General features: G+C 68.1%; 23 protein-coding genes. 10 read left to right on the top strand and 13 right to left on the bottom strand.

The window, feature by feature from the left end:
* Positions 1-98: 98 nt before the first annotated feature.
* Positions 99-386, top strand: a complete 288-nt coding sequence (locus VLK31_RS10350) for a hypothetical protein (protein WP_409168307.1) — start codon at positions 99-101, stop codon at positions 384-386.
* Here the strand turns inward: VLK31_RS10350 and VLK31_RS10345 are convergent.
* The 6 genes from VLK31_RS10345 to VLK31_RS10320 are packed head-to-tail and all read right to left on the bottom strand — an operon-like array spanning position 307 to position 7,088.
* Positions 307-1,119 carry an ABC transporter ATP-binding protein gene (locus VLK31_RS10345; RefSeq protein WP_409168306.1) on the bottom strand — a complete coding sequence of 271 codons (813 nt, stop codon included), beginning with the start codon at positions 1,117-1,119 and terminating at the stop codon, positions 307-309. The genes VLK31_RS10350 and VLK31_RS10345 overlap by 80 nt on opposite strands.
* Positions 1,112-2,950 (bottom strand): ABC transporter permease subunit, encoded by a 1,839-nt coding sequence (locus tag VLK31_RS10340; protein ID WP_409168305.1) that lies wholly within the window; start codon positions 2,948-2,950, stop codon positions 1,112-1,114. The genes VLK31_RS10345 and VLK31_RS10340 overlap by 8 nt, the downstream gene beginning before the upstream one ends.
* Complete coding sequence (locus VLK31_RS10335; RefSeq protein WP_409168304.1) at positions 2,947-3,807, bottom strand: branched-chain amino acid ABC transporter permease; 861 nt, start codon at positions 3,805-3,807, stop codon at positions 2,947-2,949. The genes VLK31_RS10340 and VLK31_RS10335 overlap by 4 nt, the downstream gene beginning before the upstream one ends.
* Positions 3,807-5,039, bottom strand: coding sequence for an amino acid ABC transporter substrate-binding protein (locus tag VLK31_RS10330; protein ID WP_409168303.1), 1,233 nt, complete (start codon positions 5,037-5,039; stop codon positions 3,807-3,809). The genes VLK31_RS10335 and VLK31_RS10330 overlap by 1 nt, the downstream gene beginning before the upstream one ends.
* A gap of 60 nt (positions 5,040-5,099) precedes the next feature.
* A complete protein-coding gene (locus tag VLK31_RS10325; protein WP_409168302.1) occupies positions 5,100-5,954 on the bottom strand; it encodes a fumarylacetoacetate hydrolase family protein in 855 nt (284 codons plus the stop codon).
* Between the two features lie 51 nt (positions 5,955-6,005).
* Entirely contained in the window at positions 6,006-7,088 is a 1,083-nt protein-coding gene (locus VLK31_RS10320; protein ID WP_409168301.1) for a VOC family protein, read from the bottom strand.
* A gap of 136 nt (positions 7,089-7,224) precedes the next feature.
* On the opposite strand from VLK31_RS10320, the gene VLK31_RS10315 reads away from it, so the two are divergent.
* The 4 genes from VLK31_RS10315 (at position 7,225) to VLK31_RS10300 (ending at position 10,967) form a co-directional block, all read left to right on the top strand.
* A complete protein-coding gene (locus VLK31_RS10315) occupies positions 7,225-7,914 on the top strand; it encodes a GntR family transcriptional regulator (protein ID WP_409168300.1) in 690 nt (229 codons plus the stop codon).
* A 171-nt stretch (positions 7,915-8,085) separates the two neighbouring features.
* A complete protein-coding gene (locus tag VLK31_RS10310; RefSeq protein WP_409168299.1) occupies positions 8,086-9,258 on the top strand; it encodes a DSD1 family PLP-dependent enzyme in 1,173 nt (390 codons plus the stop codon).
* A gap of 148 nt (positions 9,259-9,406) precedes the next feature.
* Complete coding sequence (locus VLK31_RS10305) at positions 9,407-10,666, top strand: acyl-CoA dehydrogenase family protein (RefSeq protein ID WP_409168298.1); 1,260 nt, start codon at positions 9,407-9,409, stop codon at positions 10,664-10,666.
* Positions 10,667-10,769: 103 nt separating this feature from the next.
* Positions 10,770-10,967, top strand: coding sequence for a hypothetical protein (locus VLK31_RS10300; RefSeq protein WP_409168297.1), 198 nt, complete (start codon positions 10,770-10,772; stop codon positions 10,965-10,967).
* A gap of 18 nt (positions 10,968-10,985) precedes the next feature.
* Here VLK31_RS10300 and VLK31_RS10295 read toward each other — a convergent pair whose 3' ends face one another.
* Both VLK31_RS10295 and VLK31_RS10290 read right to left on the bottom strand, forming a co-directional pair.
* Positions 10,986-11,300: a hypothetical protein gene (locus tag VLK31_RS10295; RefSeq protein WP_409168296.1), complete on the bottom strand. Its 315-nt coding sequence runs from the start codon at positions 11,298-11,300 to the stop codon at positions 10,986-10,988.
* A gap of 367 nt (positions 11,301-11,667) precedes the next feature.
* Positions 11,668-12,495, bottom strand: a complete 828-nt coding sequence (locus tag VLK31_RS10290) for a crotonase/enoyl-CoA hydratase family protein (protein ID WP_409168295.1) — start codon at positions 12,493-12,495, stop codon at positions 11,668-11,670.
* 129 nt (positions 12,496-12,624) lie between these two features.
* On the opposite strand from VLK31_RS10290, the gene VLK31_RS10285 reads away from it, so the two are divergent.
* Positions 12,625-14,520 (top strand): PhoX family protein, encoded by a 1,896-nt coding sequence (locus tag VLK31_RS10285; protein WP_409168294.1) that lies wholly within the window; start codon positions 12,625-12,627, stop codon positions 14,518-14,520.
* Positions 14,521-14,566: 46 nt separating this feature from the next.
* On the opposite strand, the gene VLK31_RS10280 is transcribed toward VLK31_RS10285, so the two are convergent.
* The gene (locus VLK31_RS10280; RefSeq protein ID WP_409168293.1) at positions 14,567-15,175 is read right to left on the bottom strand and encodes a glutathione S-transferase family protein; all 609 of its coding nucleotides are present in this window, start codon (positions 15,173-15,175) and stop codon (positions 14,567-14,569) included.
* A 126-nt stretch (positions 15,176-15,301) separates the two neighbouring features.
* Between VLK31_RS10280 and VLK31_RS10275 the strand changes: the two genes are divergently transcribed.
* The gene (locus VLK31_RS10275; protein WP_409168292.1) at positions 15,302-15,760 is read left to right on the top strand and encodes an Lrp/AsnC family transcriptional regulator; all 459 of its coding nucleotides are present in this window, start codon (positions 15,302-15,304) and stop codon (positions 15,758-15,760) included.
* Positions 15,761-15,792: 32 nt separating this feature from the next.
* Here the strand turns inward: VLK31_RS10275 and VLK31_RS10270 are convergent, their stop codons facing one another.
* Positions 15,793-16,695 (bottom strand): SDR family oxidoreductase, encoded by a 903-nt coding sequence (locus VLK31_RS10270; protein ID WP_409168291.1) that lies wholly within the window; start codon positions 16,693-16,695, stop codon positions 15,793-15,795.
* A 146-nt stretch (positions 16,696-16,841) separates the two neighbouring features.
* On the opposite strand from VLK31_RS10270, the gene VLK31_RS10265 reads away from it, so the two are divergent.
* A complete protein-coding gene (locus VLK31_RS10265; protein ID WP_409168290.1) occupies positions 16,842-17,735 on the top strand; it encodes a CoA transferase in 894 nt (297 codons plus the stop codon).
* Between the two features lie 25 nt (positions 17,736-17,760).
* On the opposite strand, the gene VLK31_RS10260 is transcribed toward VLK31_RS10265, so the two are convergent.
* The gene (locus tag VLK31_RS10260; protein WP_409168289.1) at positions 17,761-18,687 is read right to left on the bottom strand and encodes a hypothetical protein; all 927 of its coding nucleotides are present in this window, start codon (positions 18,685-18,687) and stop codon (positions 17,761-17,763) included.
* A gap of 82 nt (positions 18,688-18,769) precedes the next feature.
* Here VLK31_RS10260 and VLK31_RS10255 point away from each other — a divergent pair, with 82 nt between their 5' ends.
* On the top strand, positions 18,770-19,489 hold the full coding sequence (locus tag VLK31_RS10255; RefSeq protein WP_409168288.1) for a DUF1294 domain-containing protein: 720 nt from the start codon (positions 18,770-18,772) through the stop codon (positions 19,487-19,489).
* 42 nt (positions 19,490-19,531) lie between these two features.
* On the opposite strand, the gene VLK31_RS10250 is transcribed toward VLK31_RS10255, so the two are convergent.
* A complete protein-coding gene (locus VLK31_RS10250; RefSeq protein WP_409168287.1) occupies positions 19,532-21,949 on the bottom strand; it encodes a YgiQ family radical SAM protein in 2,418 nt (805 codons plus the stop codon).
* 141 nt (positions 21,950-22,090) lie between these two features.
* Between VLK31_RS10250 and VLK31_RS10245 the strand changes: the two genes are divergently transcribed.
* Positions 22,091-23,047, top strand: coding sequence for a GNAT family N-acetyltransferase (locus VLK31_RS10245; protein WP_409168286.1), 957 nt, complete (start codon positions 22,091-22,093; stop codon positions 23,045-23,047).
* 141 nt (positions 23,048-23,188) lie between these two features.
* On the opposite strand, the gene VLK31_RS10240 is transcribed toward VLK31_RS10245, so the two are convergent.
* Complete coding sequence (locus VLK31_RS10240) at positions 23,189-23,971, bottom strand: 3-hydroxybutyrate dehydrogenase (protein WP_093122986.1); 783 nt, start codon at positions 23,969-23,971, stop codon at positions 23,189-23,191.
* Positions 23,972-23,973: the final 2 nt, after the last annotated feature.

Below are 23,973 nucleotides of genomic sequence, written 5' to 3'. Positions count from 1 at the left end.
CGTAACAGGCCTTCACGGGGCGGGGTTGGATCGGCGATGCTCTGTGCATGCCCGGTGCAAATTCACAATTGCAAAAACCTTCAGGATCCCGCCCTGGGTTGCGCTCCGGGTGGCGCACCGCCGCGCTGATCTACACGATCGTCGGCGTGCTGTGCATCCTGGGCAGTGCAGTTGTGCCCGACAGCGAGGCCGGCATGCTGTTCGCCATTGCGGGCGGGCTGCCCTGGTCGCTCAGCCTGCTCACGCTGGGCCTCTCGCCGGGCGTTGCGACCACCGCCCTGCTGATGCTGGCGGGCAGTTGGGCGGTCAATGCGGCGCTGCTGTGGTGGCTGGCGCTGCGGCGGCCACGGCGCCTTGAGCAGCCCGAGCCGTCGCACCTGACGTAGCACTGCTGCCCTCCCCGCCACCTTCGTCCTCCAGCCCCAGATAGGCGCGCCGCAGTTCTGGCCGCGCCATCAGCTCCTCCGGCCGGCCCAGCGCCACGATGCGCCCTTCTTCCAGCACCGCCGCGCGCTCGGCCACGTCCAGCGCCATGCCCACGTTCTGCTCCACCAGCAGCACCGCAATGCCTTCGGCATGGATGCGGCGGATGGCGGTGAACATGTCGAGCACGATGCTCGGCGCCAGGCCCAGCGAAGGCTCGTCGAGCAGCAGCAGCTTGGGGCGCGCCATGAGCGCGCGGCCAATGGCCACCATCTGCTGCTGCCCGCCCGACAGTGAGCCGGCCGGCTGCGCCAGCTTTTCCTCCAGCGCGGGGAACAGCGTGCAGACGTAGTCCATCGAGCGCGCGCGTTCGACGCGGGCCGCGCGCAGGTAGCTGCCCAGCTCCAGGTTCTCGCGCACCGTCATCTCGGTGAACAGCCTGCGCCCCTCGGGCACCAGCGCAATGCCCTGCGCGCAGAAGCGGTGCGGTGCAAGACGCGAGATGTCTTGCCCCTCGAAGCGCATGCGCCCCGCGCTGATGCGGTGCAGCCCCGCCACCGCATTGATGAGCGTGCTCTTGCCCGCGCTGTTCGGCCCGACGATGCACAGCAGCTCGCCCATGCCGATGGAGAGCGACACATCCCACAGGGCGGTCGCCTGCCCGTAGGCGACGCGAATGGCTTCGAGTTCAAGCATGGGTCAGCTCCTTTTCAATGCCAGGGACACCCGGCACGAGCGACGTGTGCGCGGGCGCGGCAGGCGCTTGCGGTTCCATCGCCTGCCCCAGGTAGGCCGACACCACCTCGGGCCGCTGCATCACGTCGTGCGGTGCGCCTTCGGCCAGCACCTCGCCGCGGTTGAACACCACGATGCGGTCGCACAGCGCCATCACCGCGCGCATCACATGCTCGACGAAGACGATGGTGGCGCCCTGGTCGCGAATGCGGCGAATCAGCGCCACGGCCTCGTCGATTTCCGACGGCGTGAGGCCCGACAGCACCTCGTCGAGCATCAGCACCTGCGGGCGCGACGCCAACGCGCGCGCAAACTCCAGAAACTTGCGCTGGTGCAGGTTCAGGTCGGCCGGCAAGGCATGCGCGCGCTCCGTGAGGCCCGTGAAGGCCAGCCACTGCCAGGCCTGCGCCTCGGCGGTCTGGCGGTCGAGCGCGGCGGCGCCGAACATGGCGGGCAGCGCCACGTTCTCCAGCACCGTGAGGTGCGCGAAGGGCCGCGGGATCTGGTACGTGCGCGCAATACCGCCCTGCGCAATGCGGTGCGCCGGAATGCCCGAGATGCGGCGGCCCTCGAACTCGATCAGCCCCGCGGTCACCGCGTAGTGCCCGCTAGCCACGTTGATGAAGGTCGACTTGCCCGAGCCGTTGGGGCCGAGCAGCCCGAGGATTTCGCCACGCCGCACTTCCAGGCTCACGCCGCGCAGCGCATGCACGCCCTTGAAGGACTTGCGCACGCCTTGCGCACGCAGCAGCACTTCGCCTGTGATGGCGGCGGGCTTGCGGGCTTCGGCAGCAGTGGCCAGGTGCGCAGATGCAGTCGGAGCTGCAGGCGCAGTGGCCGCTGCGGGCGCCCCCCGCCGCGCGCTCCACCACTTCAGCGCCTGCCCCAGCAGCCCTTCAGGCATGAACAGGATCACCACGATCAGCACCAGCCCCGTCATGCCCTTGCCGATGATCGCGCTGTCGCCGCCTGTGAAGGCATACAGCAGCAGCGTGATGGCGATCGCCCCGACGATCGGCCCCGCCCAGTGCCGCGTGCCGCCCAGCACCGCCATCAGCACCACGGTGAGCGGCATCGCAATGGTGAAGGTGTCGCCCGTGGTCACGTACGAGATGAAGAGCGCATGCACCCCGCCCACCACGCCCGCCAGCCCGCACGAGAGCGCGAAGGCGCCGAGCTTGTAGCGGTAGGTGGGCACGCCCATTACCTCGGCCACGTCCTCGTCGTCATGGATGGCGAACAGCCCCGTGCCGAAGCGCGAGTGGTACACGGCCAGCGAGGCCAGTACCGTGAGCACCGCCACGCCCAGCGCCAGCAGGTAGAAGGTGCCCGAGGCCGAAGGCCCGATCTGCGGCACCGCCACCGCGCTCATGTACACGCCCGGCCCGCCGTCGATGGGCGTGTTGAGGATGATGGTCGCCACCACGAAGGTGGCCGCCAGCGTGAGCAGCGAGAACAGCTCCGCGCGCACCGCCTGCACCCGAAACGCCACCGCGCCCAGCAGCATGCCGACCGCCGCGGCCACCACGGCGGCGGCCGGCAGCGTCCACAGAAACGGAACATCGAAGCGCGTTGCCAGCGTGGCCGTGGTGTACATGCCGATGCCGAAGAACGCACCGTGCCCGAACGAGAAATACCCCGAGTACCCCGACAGCAGGTTCCACGAGGTGGCCAGCGCCACCCAGTGCAGCACCAGGTACAGAATGGATTCGTAGAACGCCGGCAGGCCCAACCACGGCACCACGGCCAGGCCCGCGCCGGCCGCCAGAATGAGCAAGAACGAACGCTTCATGCCACCCTCCCTGGGCGCACTAGCAGCACCAGCATCAGCAGCGAGAAAGACACCAGCGGTGCCCACGAAGGCGCGGTGACGGTCATGGTCACGGCCTCGGTCACGCCGATGATGCAGCCCGCGATGAGCGGGCCCAGCGGGCGGCCCAGCCCACCCAGCATCACGGCCGCGAACACCACGCCGATCCACGCGTAGATCTGCGAGGGAGACAGCGTGTAGGCCAGCGCAATGCACACGCCCGCCACGCCGGCCAGCGCCGCGTTGACGCCAGAGAGCATCAGCCCCAACGCGTTCTGGTTCACGCCGAAGGCCGCGGCAATGGGCGCATCCTGCGCCGCGGCGCGCATCGCCTTGCCCAGGTCGGTGCTGCGCAGCGCGAGCCACACGGCCAGCGAAATGCCCACGCCCAGCCCCAGCGTGATGAGCTCGGGCACCGGCAGGTACAGCGTGCCGATCTGCAGCTTGTGCTGCGCGTAGCTCGACTCCAGCTTGCGGTAGTCGGCCGTCCAGGTCCACTGCAGCAGCGCCTCGATGATCACGGTGATGCCGAAGGTGACCAGCAGCGAGTTGAACGGGCTCACCCGAAAACGCGTGAGCACCCAGTGCAGCGCCGCCCCCAGCACGAAGAACAGCGGCACGATGACCAGCAGCGTAAGCAGCGGGTCGACACCGTGGTGGCTCGACAGTTCGTAGGTGAGGTAGGCGCCCAGGAAGGCGAGCGCGAAATGCGCAAGGTTGATCTGCCGCAGCATTCCCCACGACAGGCTGAGGCCGAGCCCCAGCAGGCCGTAGAGCGCCCCGGTGAACAGGCCCGCCAGAATGGACTGGGCCAGCAGCGTGGCACTGGGAAAGCTCATCAGCTGGCCACTCCGCGCGTTTGCAGCCTGGCGCCGGGGGCGGCCCACTCCCTGGGCCACACCACCACCCACTTGCCGTTCTGCACCTGCTTGACCTTGCCCAGGTCGTCACCGAAGTTGCCGCGCTCGTTGAAGCGCAGCTTGCCCTGGATGGTGTCGACCTTGTTGGCGCGCAGCCACGTGGCCATGGCCTTGTCGTCGAGCCCCTTGGTGGCGACCACGGCGGCTTCCATGATCTGCCAGGCCGAATAAGAAGCCGCGGCCTGCGTCTCCACCGCGGTGTCGGGCAAGCCGGCCTTGGCCGCGCGCTCGCGGTAGACCTTCACAAACTCGGCGGCCGTGGCGTTGTCGGTGAACGGCGGGTGGTCCTCGAAGATGGTGGTGGCCAGCGCACCGTTGGCCTCGGGCGCCTTGAGCATCGGCGCGGGCGCGGGCACGTGATAGAAGTGGTGCAGCGGCGCGTAGTCGATCTTCTTCATCGCGTCCAACAGCTGGTTGCCTTCGAGGCCGATGGCACCGTTCCAGATGAAGTCGGGGTTGGCCTCTTTCAGGCGGCCCGCAATGGGGCCGAAGTCGCGGTTGCCGAAGTCCCATTCGAGGAACAGCACTTCCTTCAGGCCCCGCTGTTTGGCCACCTCGCGCGCGCCCAGCGCCACGAAGTGCACCGACGGAAACTTGCTGGTGACGACGGCAATGGTCTTGGGTGGCTTGGGCGACGTGGCCAGCGCGTCGAGCACCATGGCGGGCATGGTCTTCTCGGGGTCGGGGCCGAGCGACCACGCCGGAAACTGCTGCTCGTACTTGGCCAGGCTCGGAATGCCGAAGGTGTGGTGCACCAGCGTCTTGTTGTAGCGCTGGGCCACGCCCATGGCAGACAAAATGTTGCCCGTGGCATACGGGCCGATGAGCAGGTCGACCTTGTCGGCCGTGACCAGTTGCTCGTACAGCGTGCGCGCAAGGTCGGGCTTGGACTGGTCGTCTTTCAGCACCCACTCCACCGGCCGGCCCAGCAGGCCACCGCGCTGGTTGAGCTGCTCCACATAGATCTCGCCCGTGAGCTTGTGCACCAGGCCCGTGGCCGACAGCGGCCCTGTGAGCGCCAGCGTGCCGCCCACGCGAATGGGCTTGCCCGCGGGCTGCTGCGCGAATGCGGAGCGGCTGAACAGCGTGCCGGTGCCCAGGGCACCGACGGCTGCAGCAATCGTGACGAAGGAACGGCGATCGATGCTCATTTTTTGTCTCCGAAATTGTTGTTTGATGGAACGCAGTGCGCGTGGTGCGCGTGGCGCCGTTCAGTCCCCGTCGACCACCGGGTTCGAGAGCAGGCCCACGCCTTCGATCTCCACTTCGCACACATCACCGGCCTTCATGAACAGCGGCGGCTTGCGCGCCAGGCCCACGCCCGAGGGGGTGCCCGCGATGATGAGGTCGCCCGGCTGCAGCGCAAAAGGCTCCGAGCACACCGACACCAGCGTGGCCACGTCGAAGATCATGTCGCGCGTGTTGGCGTCCTGCAGCACGGTGCCGTTCAGGCGCGTCTGCAGCTTCAGGCCGGTGGCGCCCGGGGGCAGTTCGTCGGCGGTGACGAACTCGGGGCCGAAAGAGCCCGAGCGGTCGAAGTTCTTGCCCATCATCCATTGCGCGGACTTGAACTGGTAGTCGCGAATGGAGCCGTCGTTGAACACCGAGTAGCCCGCCACATGGTTCAGCGCGTCGCCCTTCCTGATGTAGCGCCCGGCCGTGCCGATGACCACCAGCAGCTCGCCTTCGTAGTCGAACTGCGTGGACACATGCGGGCGCACGATCGGCTGGTTGTGGCCGACCCACGACGACGGAAAGCGATGGAACAGCACCGGGTAGGTGGGCGGGTCGAACTTGCTTTCGGCCGCATGGTCGATGTAGTTGAGGCCCACCGCAATGGCCTTGGAGGGCGACTGCACGGGTGCCAGCCACTCGATGCCGGACAGCGGCAGGCGCGTGCGCGCGCTGTCGCCGGCCTTCTTTGCGGCGGCCATGGCCTCGGGGCCGCCGCGCAGCAGTTCGTCGAGCGTGGCGGGCAGGCCTTCGGCCGTGAGGTTGACCACTTCCTGGTCGAGGCGCAGGCCGAGGGCGGGCTTGCCGTGGTGTTGAAAGGCGAGGAGACGCATGGGGAGTTCCTTGTGATGCGGTTGCGTGAGGAAGAGAAAGAAAAAGCGGTGTCAGCCCTTGGCTGGCGTCTGAGCTTGGGCTTGGGCCTGGGCCGGGATTTCGGCCTGGACTTCGGCCTGGACTTCGAAGTTGGTGACGAAGTCCTCCGGCACCTTGGGGCCCCAGGCGTAGAAGGAGTCTTCGGGCGGGTGGTCGGCGCTGGGCCAGTCGAAGTCGCCGGGCACGAAGTCCATGTCGCAGGAGTACTCCGAGTAGCTGCCCCACGGGTCGCGCACATAGTTGAAGTAGTTGGAGCCCAGCACGTGCCGCCCCACGCCCCAGCCGCGCACATGGCCCGCGGCGTACATCTGCTCCATGCCGCGGCCGACCTCGTCCAGGTTGGCCACGTCCCAGCTCAGGTGGTGCAGGCCCGGGCCGTTCGAGCGCGCCATGGCGACCAGGTGGTGGTCGCTGCCGTGCACGCCGTGCATGAACACGATGAGGTCGCCCGAACGGTCGGTCACGCGCAGGCCCAAAGCGTCTTCGAAGAAGCGCACCGCCTCGGGCACCTTGGCACTGAACAGCAGGATGTGCGACAGCCGGCGCGGGTGCACCTTCGGAATGCGCGCGCGGTTCGGCGAGGCGCCCATGCCCACGGGCGGGCGCGGCGCCACCACGGGCGCGCTGCCCGCGTCCGGCGCGCTCTTGGCGGCCACCACGATCTGCACCGGAAAGCCGTCGGGGTGCACGACCCACAGGCTGTGGCCTTTGCTGCTGTCGTTGTCGCTCTCGTGCGCCAGCGGATGCGGCGCGCAACGCGGCACGCCCAGGCGCACGATGCGCGCGGCAATGGCGTCGAAGTCTTCCGCGAAGCAGGCAAAGCGCAGGTACTGCAACTGCTTCACGCCGCCCGCCGGCGCCTGGTAGAGCGAGCCCCAGGCATGGGGATGGCCCACGGTGTACAGGTCGAGCCGGTCGCCCTCGCGCTTCGGTTCCAGCCCGAAGGCCTCGTAGAAGCGCGCGGCCTCGTCGAGGTCTGGCACGGTGAAGACGAAGGCATCGAGCGAATGGATGCTCTGCACGGCCGCGCGATGGGGGCTCTTCTGCGTTCGAAGCGGGTGAGGAAGGTCGCGAGGAAGCTGGGTCTCTGCCATGTCGGTGTCTCCGTTCGGCTGTCCACGTTGCAATAAATAATATATTCTTTTGTCGTTAGTCTATTGTTCGTAGGTTTATCCATCATTAGGGTTAACAAGTAACATCGACCGTTTTTCGCGGTGAGACGGGAGTGCAATGAATGAAAAAACCAAGGGCATGAGCCAGACGCGCCAGGTGTTCACAGAGCTGCGCACGGCCATCGTGGGCGGCCGGCTGTTGCCGGGTTCCAAGCTCAACATCGCCGCGCTGGCCGAGGAACTGGACGTGAGCGCGGGCGCGGTGCGCGAAGGCCTGGCCATGCTGGAGGCCGAGGCGCTGGTGGTGTCGGAGCCGGCGCGCGGCTTTCGCGTGAGCCCTGTTTCGCCGACCGACCTCGAAGAGCTGGTGACAGCGCGCATCGAAATCGAAAAGCTGTGTCTGGCCGAAGCCATTCGCCACGGCGACCTGGCCTGGGAAGGCAGCGTGGTGTCGGCGCACCACCGGCTGTCGCGCCTGGCCGAGCGCGACGCGGCCATGCCCACGGTGCTCAGCACCGAATGGACCGGCAGCCATGCGGAGTTCCACAACGCGCTGGTCTCGGGTTGCCCCAACAGCTGGCTGCTGCGCATGCATCAGATGCTGTACCAGCAGAGCGAGCGCTACCGGCAGCTGTCGGCACCGCTGTCGAAGGAATCGCGCGACGTGGGCGCCGAGCACCAGGCGCTGCTGGACGCGGTGCTCAACCGCGACATCCTGGCCGCGCAGACGTTGATTTCGGAGCACCTGCAGACCACCGGCCGGCTGCTGCTGGCCGCGTTGAAGGCCAACCCGCCGGCCGAGCGCTGAGGCCGTAGCGCGGCCCCACCGCCGCAGCCCAACGGCCGCGCTGCGGGCGGGCAAAGTTTGGGAAACTACGAGGCATCGAACGAACATTTCGATGCGATCATTTCCCCGCACACACATTTCCGATCTGCCTCGCTCCTGCAGGCAGACCCCTCCCCCCAAAGGCTTTCCTCGATGTTTCAAGACCTGCAAGTCAACGCGCCGCTGATCGGCGTTCCCGGCGGCCGCCATCTGCTGGACACCCCGGCGCTGCTGATCGACCTGCCCGCGATGACACGCAACATCGAACGCATGGCCGCCTTTGCCAAGGCACGCGGCGTCAACCTGCGCCCGCACGTGAAGACGCACAAGTCGGTGGAGATTGCGCGGCGCCAGGTGGCGGCGGGCGCCATTGGCGTGAGCTGCGTCACGCTGGGCGAGGCCGAGGTGATGGTGGAGGGCGGCATTCCGGGCGTGCTGATCACCTCGCCGGCGGTCACGCCGAGCAAGATCGCGCGGCTCATCAAGCTGGCGCAGCGCGCCCGGCCCGGCGACGTGATGGTGGTGGTCGACAACCCGCGCAACCTGGCCGACCTGGCCCAGGCCGCGAGCGAGCTCACGCATCCGCTGGACGTGCTGGTCGACTACGGCGCGGGCTACAACCGAACCGGCGCCGCCACGCAGGCCAAGGTGCTGGAGCTGGCCGCGCTGGTGGCCGCCGAGCCGCGCCTGCGGCTGCGCGGGCTGCAGTCGTACGCGGGCAACCTGCAGCACATCGTGGCGCGCGACCAGCGCAGCGCGGCGGCGGCGGGGCTGCGTGAAACGGTGGCGGGCATCGTGGCGGCGGCGCGGCGCCAGAGCCTGCACTTCGAGATCGTTACCGGTGCGGGCACCGGCACGCACGACCTCGACACGCAGGAAAACGCATTCACCGAGCTGCAGGCCGGCTCCTATGTGTTCATGGACGCGGAATACACGCAGGTGCTGGCCGGTGGCGGGCAGCCTTCGGCGTTCGAGGTGTCGCTGTTCGTGCAGACCGCGGTGGTCAGCACCAACGCGCCCGACTGGGTGACTGTGGACGGCGGCACCAAGTGCTTTTCGACCGACAGCGGCGTGCCGCTGGTGGCGCGCGGCGTCGATGCGGCCACGCGCTATGCCTTCTTCGGCGACGAGCACGGCAAGCTGATGCTTCCGCAAGGCACGCAAGGGATACAGGGCACGCACAGCGCCCGGCCCGCGCTGGGCGCGCGCGTCGAGTTCGTCACGCCGCACTGCGACCCGACCGTGAACCTGCACGACACGTACCACGTGGTCGAGGGCGGCACGCTGGTGGGCATCTGGCCGGTGGATGCGCGCGGCAAGCGGTGAAGCCCTGAAGGGCGGGCCGCGCCGCGAACGGTACTCGCACACGGCATAAGAAAACGCGAAAAGCGTATTTCACAAACGCGGGGGCGCGGGGGACAGTCGGACGCCTGTCTTCTCCCTTTCAGTGCGCGCTTTCAAGCCGCCCCGCCCCATGCCATCCACACAAGAAACGACGCGCCCCGCGGCGCACGTCGCCAGCGCGCAGGCGCCCTCCTCGCAACAACTCTTCGACCGCTTCCGCCGCGTGTTCGCACGCATCGCCGAGCACGCGACACGCCGGGAGATCGAGCGCGAACTGGCCTACGAACCGGTGGCCTGGCTCAACGCCGAGCGCTTTGGTGCGCTGCGCGTGCCGCTGGCGCACGGCGGCATCGGCGCGTCGGTCGAGCAGCTGTACGACCTGCTCATCGAGCTTGGCGAGGCCGACTCCAACCTGCCGCAGATCCTGCGCGCGCACTTCGGCTTCATCGAGCGGCTGCTCGCCGAAATCGACCCCGCGCTGCACGGGCCGTGGATGCGCCTGGCCGCGGAGGGCGTGGTGTTCGGCAACGCGACCACAGAGCTGGGCGACGGCGCCATCACCACCATGCAGACCACGCTCAAGCGCGACGGCGATGCATGGCTGCTCGACGGCGACAAGTACTACAGCACCGGCACGCTGTACGCCGACTGGATCTCGGTGTCGGCCCAGCGGTTGAACGACGACGGCAGCAGCGAACGCGTGATTGCGCTCGTGCCGGCCGAAGCAAAGGGCGTGGAGCGCGTGGACGACTGGCGCGGCTTTGGCCAGCGCCTCACGGCCTCGGGCACCACGCGCTTTCGCCAGGTGCGGGTGAAGGCCGAGAACGTGCTGCTCTACGTGCGCGACCAGCCCACGCCGCTCACCGCGCATTTCCAGCTCACGCACCTGGCCACGCTGGCGGGCATTGCGCGCGCCATCGTGCGCGACGCGGTGGCCTTCGTGCAGCCGCGCAAGCGGGTCTACAGCCATGGCAGCGGCAGCACCCCGCGCGAAGATCCGCTGGTGCAGCAGGTCATCGGGCAGCTGGCGAGCACGGCGTTCATTGCAACCGCCACCGTGCAGGCGGTGGCGCGCGGGCTGGGCGAGATCGACCGCTTTCGCGTGCGCGGCGAAATCGTTCCGCAAAGCCTGTTGTTCGAAGTGGAACTGAACACGGCCAAGGCGCAGGCCGGCATCGTCGACGCGGTGCTGCAGGCGGGCACGCGGCTGTTCGACATCGGGGGCGCATCTGCCCTGCAGGAAGACCGGCGGCTGGACCGGCACTGGCGCAATGCGCGCACGCTGGCGTCGCACAACCCGACGATCTACAAGGGCCGCGTGGTGGGCGACCATCTGCTGAATGGGGCGCGGCCCACGTTTTATTGGGCAGTAGGAGCGATCGCGTCCTGAAGAAGGGCTGCGCCGAAGGCTGCAGCGCTTAAAGTCCCGGGTCTTTTACCGACCGGACTCTCTCTTCATGCGCCGCTTGCTGCTTGCCCTTGCTCCCCTCGCCTTGGCCACACTGGCCGCCCTGGGTGGGTGTGCCACCCCGGTGACGGGTGTGGTGCGCCTCTACGACGGCATCCTGCGCGCAGCCGACACGCAAGAGGCAGAGGCCTATTGCCGCAAGGACGGCAACCCGATCCGCTTCCTGGAACCGGCGGATGCGCCCAACACACCGGGCAGCGGCGTGCTGTTCAGGTGCGACTGAGAGCGCACGGCGCCCTGTTCACACGCGCGGCAGCGCGGCCAGAAAGGTGGAGACCACGATCGCGGCGGCGCGATCGAGTTGCAGAATGTCCGCCACCTCGAAAGCGTGCGGCGCGGTTCGCCCGCTCGCGCCGACCGGCTTGCGGATTTCAACAAGCACTTCGGCCGCCAGCTCGCGGTCGCTGCGCGGCGCGCCGTCGGCGTCCATCACCCACTCGTCGACCTGGTCGAACGGAATGCTGCGAAACACCCCGACGATGGGGATGTACTTGTAGCGATCCTCTCCCACCAGGATGGGCACGCTGAGGTTACAAAAAAACGTAGTAATCGACATGCAGGAGCGCCGTCGCGAAACGAAAGCATCCAATTGTTGTTTAGTGCAGCGTCAGGGGCCATGCTCCCCAGTGGTCATCTGGGGGAAGATGTGATGTTCCGCACACAAATTGCTGTCAACGCCATCGATCTTCCCCGCAAAACAACTACTTTATTCTTACATAACGACGCCGAAAAAGCACTTTCTTCTCATTTTCGGGAAAGAAAGGTCAAAAAGTGTGCAGGCAGGGCAGAAGGCCGGCACGTATGGCGCCGTTGGACAAAATGAGACAGAAAGCGCGCGAGCGTGCGCCAAGACCGGCCCGCGCGGGCCCATGGGTTACCCCATGGCGTCGGGTTGCCGCCACACCCCGGCGGCCGGGAAAGCCTCAGGCGGGGTCGGCGAAACGCGGCGCGCGGCGCTCGATGTTGGCCTTCACCGCCTCGGCCTGGTTGGCGCTGCCGATCAGCGCCTTCTGCTCGACCGACTCGGCCAGCAGCAACTGTGCCGCGCTCAGCGATGCAGAGCCGTTGAGCAGCCGCTTGCCCGCGCGGATGGCGTCGGGGCTCTTCTGCGCGATCTCGTGCGCCATCTGCAGCGCCTCGGCCAGCGGGTCGACCGCCACGCGCGTGGCAAAGCCGATGCGCACAGCCTCTTCGCCCGAGAAGATGCGCCCGGTGTAGGTGAGCTCGCGCACCACGTCGTCGCGCGCCAGTTCGCGCATGAGCACCATGCCGGCCATGTCGGGCACCAGGCCCCACTTGATCTCCATGACCGACAGCCTGGTGTCGGGCGCCACGATGCGCACATCCGCGCCCAATGCCACCTGCAGGCCGCCGCCGAAAGCCACGCCGTGCACCGCCGCAATCACCGGCACCGGCACGTCGCGCCAGACCATCGCCACCTGCTGCGCGGCGTTGGCGATGCCGTGCGTGCGCACCAGCAGGTCGGCGCCGGCGGCGCCCTCGCCCAGCACGTCGGCGCCCGGGCCCTCCTGCATGCGCTGGAACGAGGCCATGTCCAGACCTGCGCAGAAGGCCTTGCCACGGCCCGAGATCACCACCGCGCGCACCGCCTTGTCATGGCGCAGCGCTTCGCCGACCTCGATCAGCGCGTCGAACATCGCGGGGTCGAGCGCGTTCATCTTGTCGGCACGGGAAAGCTGCAGTTCCACCACGCCGTCGGGGTGGCGGATGGATTCGATGCGGTCGTTCATTCGTTGTCTCCAGAGCGGCCCGGGGGCCGGGGGGCGGTCGGCGCGGTTTTGCGCGCCAGTATCGCGCCGCGGGGCCCTGCGCGATGATGGCGGCTGTCGCCTACACAACACTTGCCCAACCTCCCCGCCATGCCATTGGACCGCCGCCAGTTTCTTCTTCAATCGGGCTCGGCCGTGGCCGTGGTCGCGCTGTTCGGCCAGGGCTGCACGACAGCGGCACCCGGCATGCGCAACGAAGTGCTCGGCTTCACCGGCGTGCCCGCTTCGCTGCGCGACGGCGTGGTGATTCCGCCCGAATACGAATGGCAGTTGCTCTACCCCTGGGGCACGCCCACGGGCGTGGCGGGCCGCATGCCGGCGTTTGCGCCGGACGCAAGCAACAGCGCCGACGACCAGGCCGTGCAGGCCGGCATGCACCACGACGGCATGCACTTCTTTCCGCTGGGCACTGGCGGTGAGCGCGGCCTGCTCGTGATGAACCACGAGTACACCGACGAGTCGCTGCTGCACACGGACGGCATCAAGGGCGCCACAGGCTGGACAGAGGACAAGGTGCGCAAGTCGCTGCATGCCATGGGCGTGTCGGTGATCGAAATCCGGCGCACCGCACAGGGTTGGCGGCAGGTGAGCCCTTCTCCCTTCGCGCGCCGCGTGCACGGCCGCACGCCGATGCGCATCAGCGGCCCGGCCGCGGGTACGACGCTGCTGCGCACCGCCGCCAACCCGGCCGGCGACGCGGTGTTCGGCACCTTCGCCAACTGCGCCATGGGCGTCACGCCCTGGGGCACCTACCTGACCTGCGAGGAGAACTTTCACGGCTACTTCGGCGGCCCGAAAGAAGCCGCCAGCGCCATGACGCCCGCGCAGCGCCGCTACGGCACCGTGCCGGGCACGCAGTGGGTGGAGTACTGGCGCTTCGACGAGCGCTTCGACCTGAGCCGGCATCCGAACGAGGCGCACCGCTTCGGCTGGGTGGTCGAGATCGACCCCTTCGACCCCAGCGCCACGCCCATCAAGCGCACCGCGCTGGGCCGCAAGCGGCAAGAGAGCGCCACCTGCACCGTCGCGAAAGACGGCCGCCTGGTGGTCTACATGGGCGACGACTCGCGCTTCGAATACATCTACAAGTTCGTCAGCACCGGCAAGGTGGCGCTTGGCAGCGACGGCCAACCTGCGCCGGCGGCGGGGAATGCCAAGTTGCTCGACGAAGGCACGCTGTACGTGGCCCGCTTCGACGCCGACAAGCGCGGCCAATGGCTCGCGCTGACGCACGGCAGCAACGGGCTGAACGCCGCCAGCGGCTTTGCCGACCAGGCCGAGGTGCTGGTGCACGCGCGGCTGGCCGGCGATGTGGTGGGCGGCACGAAGATGGACCGGCCCGAATGGATCGCCGTGCATCCGCAGTCGGGCGAGGTGTACGTCACCCTCACCAACAACAGCCAGCGCGGCGACGCAGGCAAGCCCGGCCCCGACGCGGCCAACCCGCGCGCCAACAACTTCTTCGGCGGCATCCTGCGCTGGCGAGAAGACGGCGCGGACGCCGCGAGCACCGGCTTTGCCTGGGACCATTTCGCGCTCGCGGGCGACCCGTCGCAGCCCGGCAGCGGCGCGCGCTACCCCAGCGCCGACGCCGACATGTTCGGCGCGCCGGACGGCCTGCATTTCGACCGGGGCGGGCTGCTGTGGATTCAGACCGACCTGAGCGGCCAGGTCATCGGCAAGCCGCCCTACACCTCGCTGGGCAACAACCAGATGCTGTGCGCCGACCCAGCGTCGGGCCGCATCAAGCGCTTTCTGACCGGGCCGAACGGCTGCGAGATCACGGGCTGCGTAGTCACGCCCGACCGGCGCACGCTGTTCGTGAACATCCAGCATCCGGGCGAGGCACGCGACGACGGCGACGGCGTGCACAACAGTGCCTGGCCCGACACCCGCACGCCCGCCAGCACTCCACCCGACAAGGTGCGCCCGCGCTCCGCGACGCTGGCGATCCGCCGTCGCGATGGCGGCATCGTCGGCACCTGAAGCTCAGGCGAGGCACCGCCAGGCGAGCCCCGCCATGCGCCGAGGTTCAGGCCTGCGGCGCGCCCAGAAACACGGGCAGGCTTTCCGCCTGCGCAGCGTATGCGGCCAGCGCAGGAAAGTCTGCGGGCGAAACCAGCTCGGGCAGCATCAGCTGCGTGAAAGACCAGGCCACTGCGGTTGAAACGCCGGCCTGCGTCATCGTGTGTTCCTGCGCGGCCAGCGGCGCGGCGGCCACGTCGCTTTCGAGCGCCGCATACGCCGCCATGAGCTGGCTGCGCACCCGGTCCACCCACGGCTGGTGCAGCTTTTCGGCCGGTCGCAGGTTGTGCTCGTAGACGATCTGCACCGTCTTCTCGCAGGCCGCGAGCGCGAGCCCTGTGAGGCGCAGCGCACGCAGCCGCTGCACGGGGTCGGCGGGCATCAGGCTGCGCCCACTCAAGGCTTGGGCGTAGTCGATGATGAGCGTCGAGTCCATCAGCACCCCACCGTCGTCGCACACCAGCGTGGGCGCCTTCACCACCGGGTTGATCTCGCGAAACTGCGCGAAGGTGCTGAACACCGAGAGCGACTGGTGCGCGAACGGCACGCCGAGCAGGCGCAGCGAAATGGCGGCGCGCCGCACGTAGGGGGAGTCGAGCATGCCGACGAGTTGCATTGGTTCTCCTGAAAGGTGGGCGCCAAGATACCGCCGATGCGGCGCGCATCGAAGTGCAATCCATCGAAAATCGCGCCCGCAAACCGATCAACCATCGGCCTTCACATTGCAAGACACGGCACCCCAATGAACATCGACAAGAAGGACCGGCTCATCCTCGAAGCGTTGCAGACCGACGCACGCCAGAGCCTGGCCGCCATCGGCAAGCGCATCGGCCTGTCGCAGCCGGCCATGAGCGAGCGCGTGCGCAAGCTCGAAGAGGCCGGCGTGATCCAGGGTTACGGCGCGCGCGTGAACCTGCGTGCGCTGGGCGTGGGCCTGCAGGCCATCATTCGCATCGACACCACGCACGCGGGCATTGCCCGGTACCTGAAGCTGTTCGACGCCATGCCCGAGGTGCTGAGCGCCGACCGGGTGACCGGCGAAGACTGCTTCATCGTGCGCTGCGCCATCGCCGAGCCCGCCGACCTGGAGCGCGTGGTGGACGCGCTGGCGGTCGACGGCGCGGTGACCACGTCGCTGGTGCTGTCCAGCCCGGTGAACAAGCATGTGACGGTGCACGCGGCGAAGGCGCCGAAAAAGTAGCCCGCTCTGCACGCCCGGCAGGCTCGGTGCGGTCAGCGCTGCGCCTTGTCCTTCTGGTTCTGCGCCTCGATGCGCTCGCGCGCGGCCAGCCAGTCGGCGTCGCTCCACTGGCGCAGTTCGTAGAAGTTGCCGCCGGTGGCCAGCGCGTTGCCGCCGTCCATCATGATGCTCTGGCCCGTGAGCCAGTCGCACTGCCCAGACGCCATGAGAAAGGCCGCCAGGTTCTGCAGCTCGCTCATGCGGCCGGTGCGCGCCATCGGGTTGGTCGCCTTGCTGCGCGCGCCGGGCTCCTCGCCGGGGTTCAGGCGCTTGCTCATGCCCTCGGTGGGAATCTCGCCCGGGCCGACCGCGTTCAGGCGGATGCCGTGGCGCGCCCACTCGACCGCAAGCGACTTGGTCATCACGTCGATGCCGGCCTTGCTCATGGCCGAAGGCACCACGTAGGGGCTGCCGTTGTCGACCCAGGTCGTGATGATGCTCATGACGCTGCGGTATGCATCGCCCGCCTTCCAGTCGCCCGCCTTGGACTGCGCCACCCAGCGCTTGCCCACGGCCTGCGTCACGTAGAAGCTGCCGTGGAACACGATGTTGGCCACGGCGTCGAAAGCACGCGAGGAAAGGTTCTCGGTGGGCGAGACGAAGTTGCCCGCCGCGTTGTTGACCAGCCCCGTGAGGCCACCGCTCTGGAACAGGCTCTCGACCATGTCCTCGACCTGCTGCGCGATGCGGATGTCCACGCCGAAGGTGTCGACGCGCCGCCCCGGGAACTGCTGACGCCATTCAGCGGCCGTTTCTTCGCAGACCGCCTGGCGCCGCCCGCAGATGGCGACGTCGGCGCCCAGGCTCAAAAAGCGCTCGGCCATCGCACGGCCCAGGCCGGTGCCGCCACCGGTCACGAGGATGCGCTGGCCGCGCATCAGGGAAGCTTCGAACATGGGGTGTCTCCTTGTCGGTACGGGCAGCGGCAAGAGGGGTGGCTGCCACCGGCGCATGCTACGCGCGGGTGGGCCTCGCGGCTTGCGGGAACTGGCTTTGCATGGCCATGGAGAATGTTCGGCACAAGCTCCTGGAGACAACACCCATGCTGCGTTCCGCAAGCCCTGCTCACCTCATTCACGCCGACAACGCCGCACCGCTCGAAGGTGTGCGCGTGATCAGCCTCGCACTCAACCTGCCCGGCCCCGCCGCGCTGCTGCGCTGTCGCACGATGGGCGCCACCTGCCTCAAGCTGGAGCCGCCCGGCGGCGACCCGATGGCGCTGTACAACAAGCCGGCCTACGCCGCGCTGCACGAGGGCATCGAAGTGCGCGCGGTCGACCTGAAGACCGAAGCCGGGCAGCAGCAACTGCACGCCGACCTGGCCAACACCGACGTGCTGCTCACGTCGTTCCGCCCTTCCGCGCTCGACAAGCTCAAGCTCGACTGGCCCACGCTGCACGCGCGCTACCCGTCGCTGTCGCAGGTGGCCATCGTCGGCGCGCCGGGCGAGCGCGCCGAGGAGCCGGGCCACGACCTGACCTACCTCGCGGAAAGCGGCCTGGTCACCGGCACCGAACTGCCGCCCACGCTGTATGCCGACATGGGCGGCGCGCTGCTTGCCAGCGAGGCGGTGCTCAAGGCCGTGCTGCTGCAGTCCCGCAAGGCGGGCGGCGTGCACCTGGAGGTCGCGCTGAACGCCTCGGCCGACTGGCTCGCCCTGCCCCGCGCCTGGGGCCTGACGCAGCCCGCGGGCGCTGTCGGCGGCGCGCATGCGGGCTACCGCGTGTACCGCTGCGCCGATGGGCGCGTGGCGGTGGCCGCGCTGGAGCCGCATTTCGCGGCCCGGCTGTGCGAGGCGGCACAGCTCAGCTCGCGCGACATGATGGCGGTGCAAACGCACGAAGCCCTGGCCGCATGGATCGCCCAGCGCACGCGCGCCGAGCTCGACGCCATGGCGCGCGAACGCGACGTGCCGCTGCTTACGCTGGCGGACTGACCGCCAACATCACGCCGTCACGCCGTCACTTGACGGCGCCGTCGCGCTGCTTGTCTTCGCGCTTGAGCGCGAGGTACGTATCGAGCTCGACCTCGTGCAGCTGCCGCGGGTACTGCTCGGCCGCCGCGAACCAGCGGCGTTGCCTGCGGTCGGCCTGGTCGGCACCGGGTGCCGCAAGGTAGGCGTCCAGCGTGAGGAAGTAGCGCATGGCGTTGCGCTCCACCAGCCCGCGCAGGCCGCGAATGTAGTCGGGCTGCCCCTCCGCCGTCTTGCCCACCACGGTGAAGCCGACCTTGTCGCTGCCGAAGGTGGCCAGGTAGGCCATGGTGCCCAGCCGCACCATCGCGTTGTGGTCGTAGCTGTAGCTGAAGTGCAGAAAACTCTTGCGCTCGTCGAGCGCCACCGCCTCCAGCGTGACGCGGTAGTTGCTGGTGCCCAGCGGGCCGCTCTGCGCCGTGAGCTCGACCGACAGGTGCTCGGGCGTGGCGCTGGCCACGCGGTAGACAAAGGGCAGCTCGAAGGCGTCGTCCAGCGGCTTGTCGTAGCGGCGCACCACGTACAGCGTGAGCGTTTCGCGCCCTTGCGGCCCGGCGGCCACCTGGCAGCGCCGGTTGTTGATGTGCAGCGTGAGCACGTCGCACCAATGGGCAGAGCCCTTGAGCGTGGCGCTGATTTCCGCGAGGGGGTGATCGACCACCGCATAGACGTCGCCCTGCAGGCCGTCGGCCGTCTCGACCGAGTCGAGCTGCACGGGCCGCCCGAAGCTGCTGTGGTCGAGCTTGTCGCTGAGCCGCTGGTGGGTGGCACGCAGCGCCTGGGCAGGCGCCGACGCTGACGCGGGAGCGGCCTGGGCATCCGGCGCGGCGGCCGGCACCTGTGCCGAGACCGCGAGCAGCAACGCCCCCGCCAGGGTGCGCGTCCATGAAGCCAGTGGGTGGGGCGAACTGCTCATGGGGCCACACCATACAACGGCGCGCCCTTGCGTGCCTTTGCTGCGGTCGGCAACTCGGTCGGCAGCGGTGAAAATGCCGCCCATGAAACGCCAAGGCACACTCGTTCGCTGGGACAAAGACCGGGGCTTCGGCTTCATTCGCAGCCCTGAAGTCTCCGCCGACGTGTTCGTGCACCTGCGCGACTTTGCCGAGCGCGGCAGCACGCCGCAGATCGGCATGCAGCTCACGTTCGAAGAGATCCATGTGGGCGGCAAGGGGCCGCGCGCCGTGGCGGTGCAGGCGGCGGGCGCGATGCAGCAACGTCCGCAAGAACCACAACGCAGGCAACACCGGGAACAACGGGAACAACGGCAGCCGCATCGCGCTGTCGGCGCACACCGCGCAATGCCCGCCCGCCCCGCAAGCCGCCGCCGCGAGGCCGCGCCCTCTTCTTCATCTTCGCTGCCCATGCTGCTGCTGCTCGCCGGGTACGCCTTATTGCTTGGCTACGGCGTGTGGACCGGCCGCATTCCGGCGATAGCACTGGGCGTGTTGCTGCTGCTGAGCCTGGCGACCTTCTTCGTCTACGGCTTCGACAAGAACGCCGCCGAAACCGGCCGCTGGCGCACCGCGGAAAACACGCTGCACCTGCTCTCGCTGGCCGGGGGATGGCCGGGCGCCTGGGTGGCCCAGCGGCTGTTTCGCCACAAGGTGCGCAAGACGAGCTTCATGGCAGGCTACTGGGCCACGGTGCTGGCGCACATGGCGGCCGTGGGCGCATGGGTGGGCAAGCTGCTGCCAGCAGGGCTGCTGGCACTTTGACCTTGAGGCCGTGAGGCCCCAACGCAGCGAGGCCCTGTGGCTTCAGCGCGGCTTGCGGATGCTGCCGCGCACCGGGCCGGCGGCCTTGCGCGACGCGGCGGGGGCCGAGCCGTTGTCGCGCGGCGGCAGGCCGGTGTGCTGCGTGAGGATGCGGCCCTTGGAGGGCTTCACCGGCGTCAGCCTGACCGGCGCGGCCTTGGCGGCAACGGGTGCGGCCGTCGAGTTCTTGCGCCGCGCGCTCGTGTAGCCGCCGTCGGTCAGCGGCTGCCACGTGGGAATGAGGTGGTGCTTGCCGTTGCCGATGAGGTCGGCGCGGCCCATGCTCTTGAGCGCCTCGCGCAGCAGGGGCCAGTTGTTGGCGTCGTGGTAGCGCAGAAAGGCCTTGTGCAGGCGGCGGCGCTTGTCGCCGCGCACGATGTCCACCGTCTCGCTGTCGCGCGTGATCTTGCGCAGCGGGTTCTTGTTGGTGTGGTACATCGTGGTGGCCGTGGCCATCGGGCTCGGATAGAAGGTTTGCACCTGGTCGGCGCGAAAACCATTCTTCTTGAGCCAGATCGCGAGGTTCATCATGTCCTCGTCGCTGGTGCCCGGGTGCGCGGCAATGAAGTACGGAATGAGGTACTGCTTCTTGCCCGCTTCGGCCGAGAACTTCTCGAACATCTGCTTGAACTTGTCATAGCTGCCGATGCCCGGCTTCATCATCTTGGTGAGCGGGCCCTGCTCGGTGTGCTCGGGCGCAATCTTCAGGTAGCCGCCCACGTGGTGCTGCACCAGCTCCTTCACGTACTCGGGCGACTGCACGGCCAGGTCGTAGCGCAGGCCCGAGCTGATGAGAATCTTCTTGATGCCCTTCAGCGCACGCGCGCGGCGGTAGATCTTGATGAGCGGGTCGTGGCTGGTGTTGAGGTTCGGGCAGATGCCCGGGTACACGCAGCTGGGCTTGCGGCAGGCCGACTCGATCTCGGGCGACTTGCAGCCCACGCGGTACATGTTGGCCGTGGGGCCGCCCAGGTCGGAGATGGTGCCGGTGAAGCCCTTGACCGAGTCGCGAATGGCCTCGACCTCCTTGATGATCGAGTCTTCCGAGCGGCTCTGGATGATGCGGCCCTCGTGCTCGGTGATCGAGCAGAAGGTGCAGCCGCCGAAGCAGCCGCGCATGATGTTCACGCTGAAGCGGATCATTTCCCACGCGGGAATTTTGGTGGCGCCGTCGTGGCTGCCCTTGTCGTCGGCGTAGCTCGGATGCGGGCTGCGCGCATACGGCAGGTCGAACACCAGGTCCATTTCGGCCGTGGTGAGCGGAATGGGCGGCGGGTTGATCCACACGTCGCGCGCGGTGTTGCCCTCGCCATGCGCCTGCACCAGCGCGCGGGCATTGCCCGGGTTGGTCTCGAGGTGCAGCACGCGGTTGGCGTGGGCGTAGAGCACCGGGTCGCTGCGCACTTGCTCGTACGAGGGCAGGCGAATCACCGAATGGTCGCGCGGCGGCACCTTGATTTTTGCGCGCGACACCAGGGCCGGGTTGGGCACGAAGGTCAGCGGCTTGATGGCGGGGTTGACCAACGAAGCAGCAGCCACCGCTCCCGAAGTGCCTGCGGCTTGGGCGGCCTTGGCCACGGCTTCGGCCTCGTCTTCCTTCGCGCAGGTGGCGCCGTTGGCCTTGGCCTGCTCGGACACCATCAGGTACGGGTTGACGTGCGCCTCGACGCGGCCGGGCTCGTCGACGCTGGTGGAATTGATTTCGAACCAGCCCTCGGGCGTTTCACGGCGCACGAACGCGGTGCCGCGCACGTCGGTGATCTGCTGCACCGGCTCCTTGGCGGCCAGGCGGTGCGCAATCTCGACGATGGCGCGCTCGGCGTTGCCGTACAGCAGCAGGTCGCACTTGGCGTCGACCACCACGGAGCGGCGCACCTTGTCCGACCAGTAGTCGTAGTGGGCGATGCGGCGCAGCGAGCCTTCGATGCCTCCGAGGATGATCGGCACGTCGCTCCAGGCTTCCTTGCAGCGCTGCGAATACACGATGGCCGCGCGGTCGGGGCGCGAGCCGCCGACGTCGCCGGGGGTGTAGGCGTCGTCGCTGCGGATCTTGCGGTCCGCCGTGTAGCGGTTGATCATCGAATCCATGTTGCCGGCGGTCACGCCGAAGAACAGGTTCGGCTTGCCCAGCACCTTGAAGGGCTCGGCGCTTTGCCAGTCGGGCTGCGCGATGATGCCCACGCGAAAGCCCTGCGCCTCCAGCATGCGGCCGATCACCGACATGCCGAAGCTGGGGTGGTCGACGTAGGCGTCGCCCGTGACCACGATCACGTCGCAGCTGTCCCAGCCGAGCGCCTCCATTTCCTTGCGCGTGGTCGGCAGGAACTTGGCCGTGCCGAAGCGGGCCGCCCAGTACTTGCGGTAGCTGGTCAGCGGCTTGGCGGCACGCGCGAAAAAGGAGACGTCGACGGGGGCGTTCATCGGTGGGAGTGGACAGCGCCGCAGGGGCGCCGTTGTGGGCAACCCTCAATTTTAGGGTTTTCCACCATCGCTGTCGCTACAAACATCCGGTGACCGCGCCGTGCGCAGGTCTTCCTTTGATTGCCAAAGTCAATCAACCAAATGACAATGGCAACCATGCCAATGAATTTATCGACTGACGATACTGCCGCCGTCAAGGCGATCCGGCAGTTCAACCGCTTCTATACCCGGCGCATCGGCGCCCTCGACCCCTACCTGGGCAGCGCCATGTCGCTGACCGATGTGCGCGTGCTGTACGAACTGGCGCACCGCGAAACGGCGGTGGCCAGCGAGATCGGGCGCGACTTGGGGCTCGACGCGGGCTACATGAGCCGCATCCTCCGCCGCTTCGAAACCGAAGGCTGGCTCACGCGCGCGCCGCACCCCCGCGATGCGCGCCAGAGCGTGTTGCGCCTCACGGACACCGGCCACGCCGCATTTGCGCCGCTGCAACAGAAATCGCGCGACGAAGCGGCCAGCCTGCTCGCACCGCTGGCGCCCGCGCAGCGCCAGCAGCTGGTGCAGGCCATGGGCACGATGCAGTCGCTGCTCGACCCCGAAGCCCCGCCGGCCAGGCAGCTGGCCGCGGTGCTGCGCGACCCGGCCCCCGGCGACATCGGCTGGGTGGTGCAGCAGCACGGCGAGGTGTATGCGCGCGAGTACGGCTGGAACAGCCAGTTCGAGGCGCTGGTGGCGGGCATCGCGAGCGAGTTTCTGCTGAAGTTCCAGCCCGAGTGGGAGCGTTGCTGGATCGCCGAACTCCACGGCGAGCGGGTGGGCGCGATCTTCGTGGTGCGCAAGTCGCCCACGGTGGCGCAGCTGCGCATGCTGATCTTGGCGCCCGGTGCCCGCGGCCTGGGGCTGGGTGGCAAGCTGGTGGACGAATGCATCGCCTTCGCGCGGCTGAAGGGCTACAAGAAAATGGTGCTGTGGACCAACAGCTGCCTGGTGGCCGCGCGCGACATCTACGCCAGGCGGGGTTTCAAGCTGATCGAGTCGGAGCCGCACGAGGGCTACGGCAAGTCGTTGGTGGGGGAGACGTGGGAGCTGAAGCTGTAGTCAGCCGTGTTGCTCCTTCCCCCTCTGGGGGAAGGCTGGGATGGGGGCAAGCGCCCAACGAGCGCCTTGAAGAGCTGAAGGCTGTCGTGCCCCCACCCCGGCCCTCCCCCGGGAGGGGAGGGAGAAATACCGCAAACCCTCTTACTGCATGAACCAGCCGTGGCTCACCACCAGCGACTGGCCGGTCAGCGCATTGGTCGGGAAGCCCGCGAACAGCAGCGCCACGCGCGCCACGTCTTCCGTGGTGGTGAACTCGCCGTCGACGGTCTCCTTCAGCATCACGTTCTTGATGACTTCCTCTTCGCTGATGCCCAGCGTCTTGGCCTGCTCGGGAATCTGCTTTTCGACCAGCGGCGTGCGCACGAAGCCCGGGCAGATCACGTTGGCGCGCACGCCGTGCTTGGCGCCTTCCTTGGCCACCGTCTTGGCCAGGCCGATGAGGCCGTGCTTGGCCGTCACATAGGGCGCCTTCAGCAGCGAGGCTTCCTTCGAGTGCACCGAGCCCATGTAGATCACGCTGCCGCCGCGGCCTTGCGCGTACATGTGCTTCAGGCAGGCCTTGGTGGTGAGGAACGCGCCGTCCAGGTGAATGGCGAGCATCTTCTTCCAGTCGGCAAAGCTGAATTCTTCGACCGGGTGCACGATCTGGATGCCGGCATTGCTGATCAGGATGTCGATGCCGCCGAAGGCTGCAGCGCCCTCTTCCACCGAGGCATTCACCTGGTCTTCGTTCGTCACGTCGACCGCCACGCCAATGGCCTGCGCGCCCGTGGCCTTCAGCTCTGCCGCAGTGGCATCGGCCGCTTCCTTGTTCAGGTCGGCAATGATGATCTTTGCGCCTTCCTGAGCGAAAAGAATGGCAATTTCCTTGCCGATGCCGCTGGCCGAGCCGGTGATGTAAGCGACCTTGTCCTTGAGTTGCATGG

Origin of the sequence: Variovorax sp. H27-G14 (genome assembly GCF_046156345.1) — a bacterium.
Taxonomy (GTDB): Bacteria; Pseudomonadota; Gammaproteobacteria; order Burkholderiales; family Burkholderiaceae_C; genus Variovorax.
Note: the sequence above shows the minus strand (reverse complement) of the source record. Positions and strands in the feature narration are given on the sequence as shown.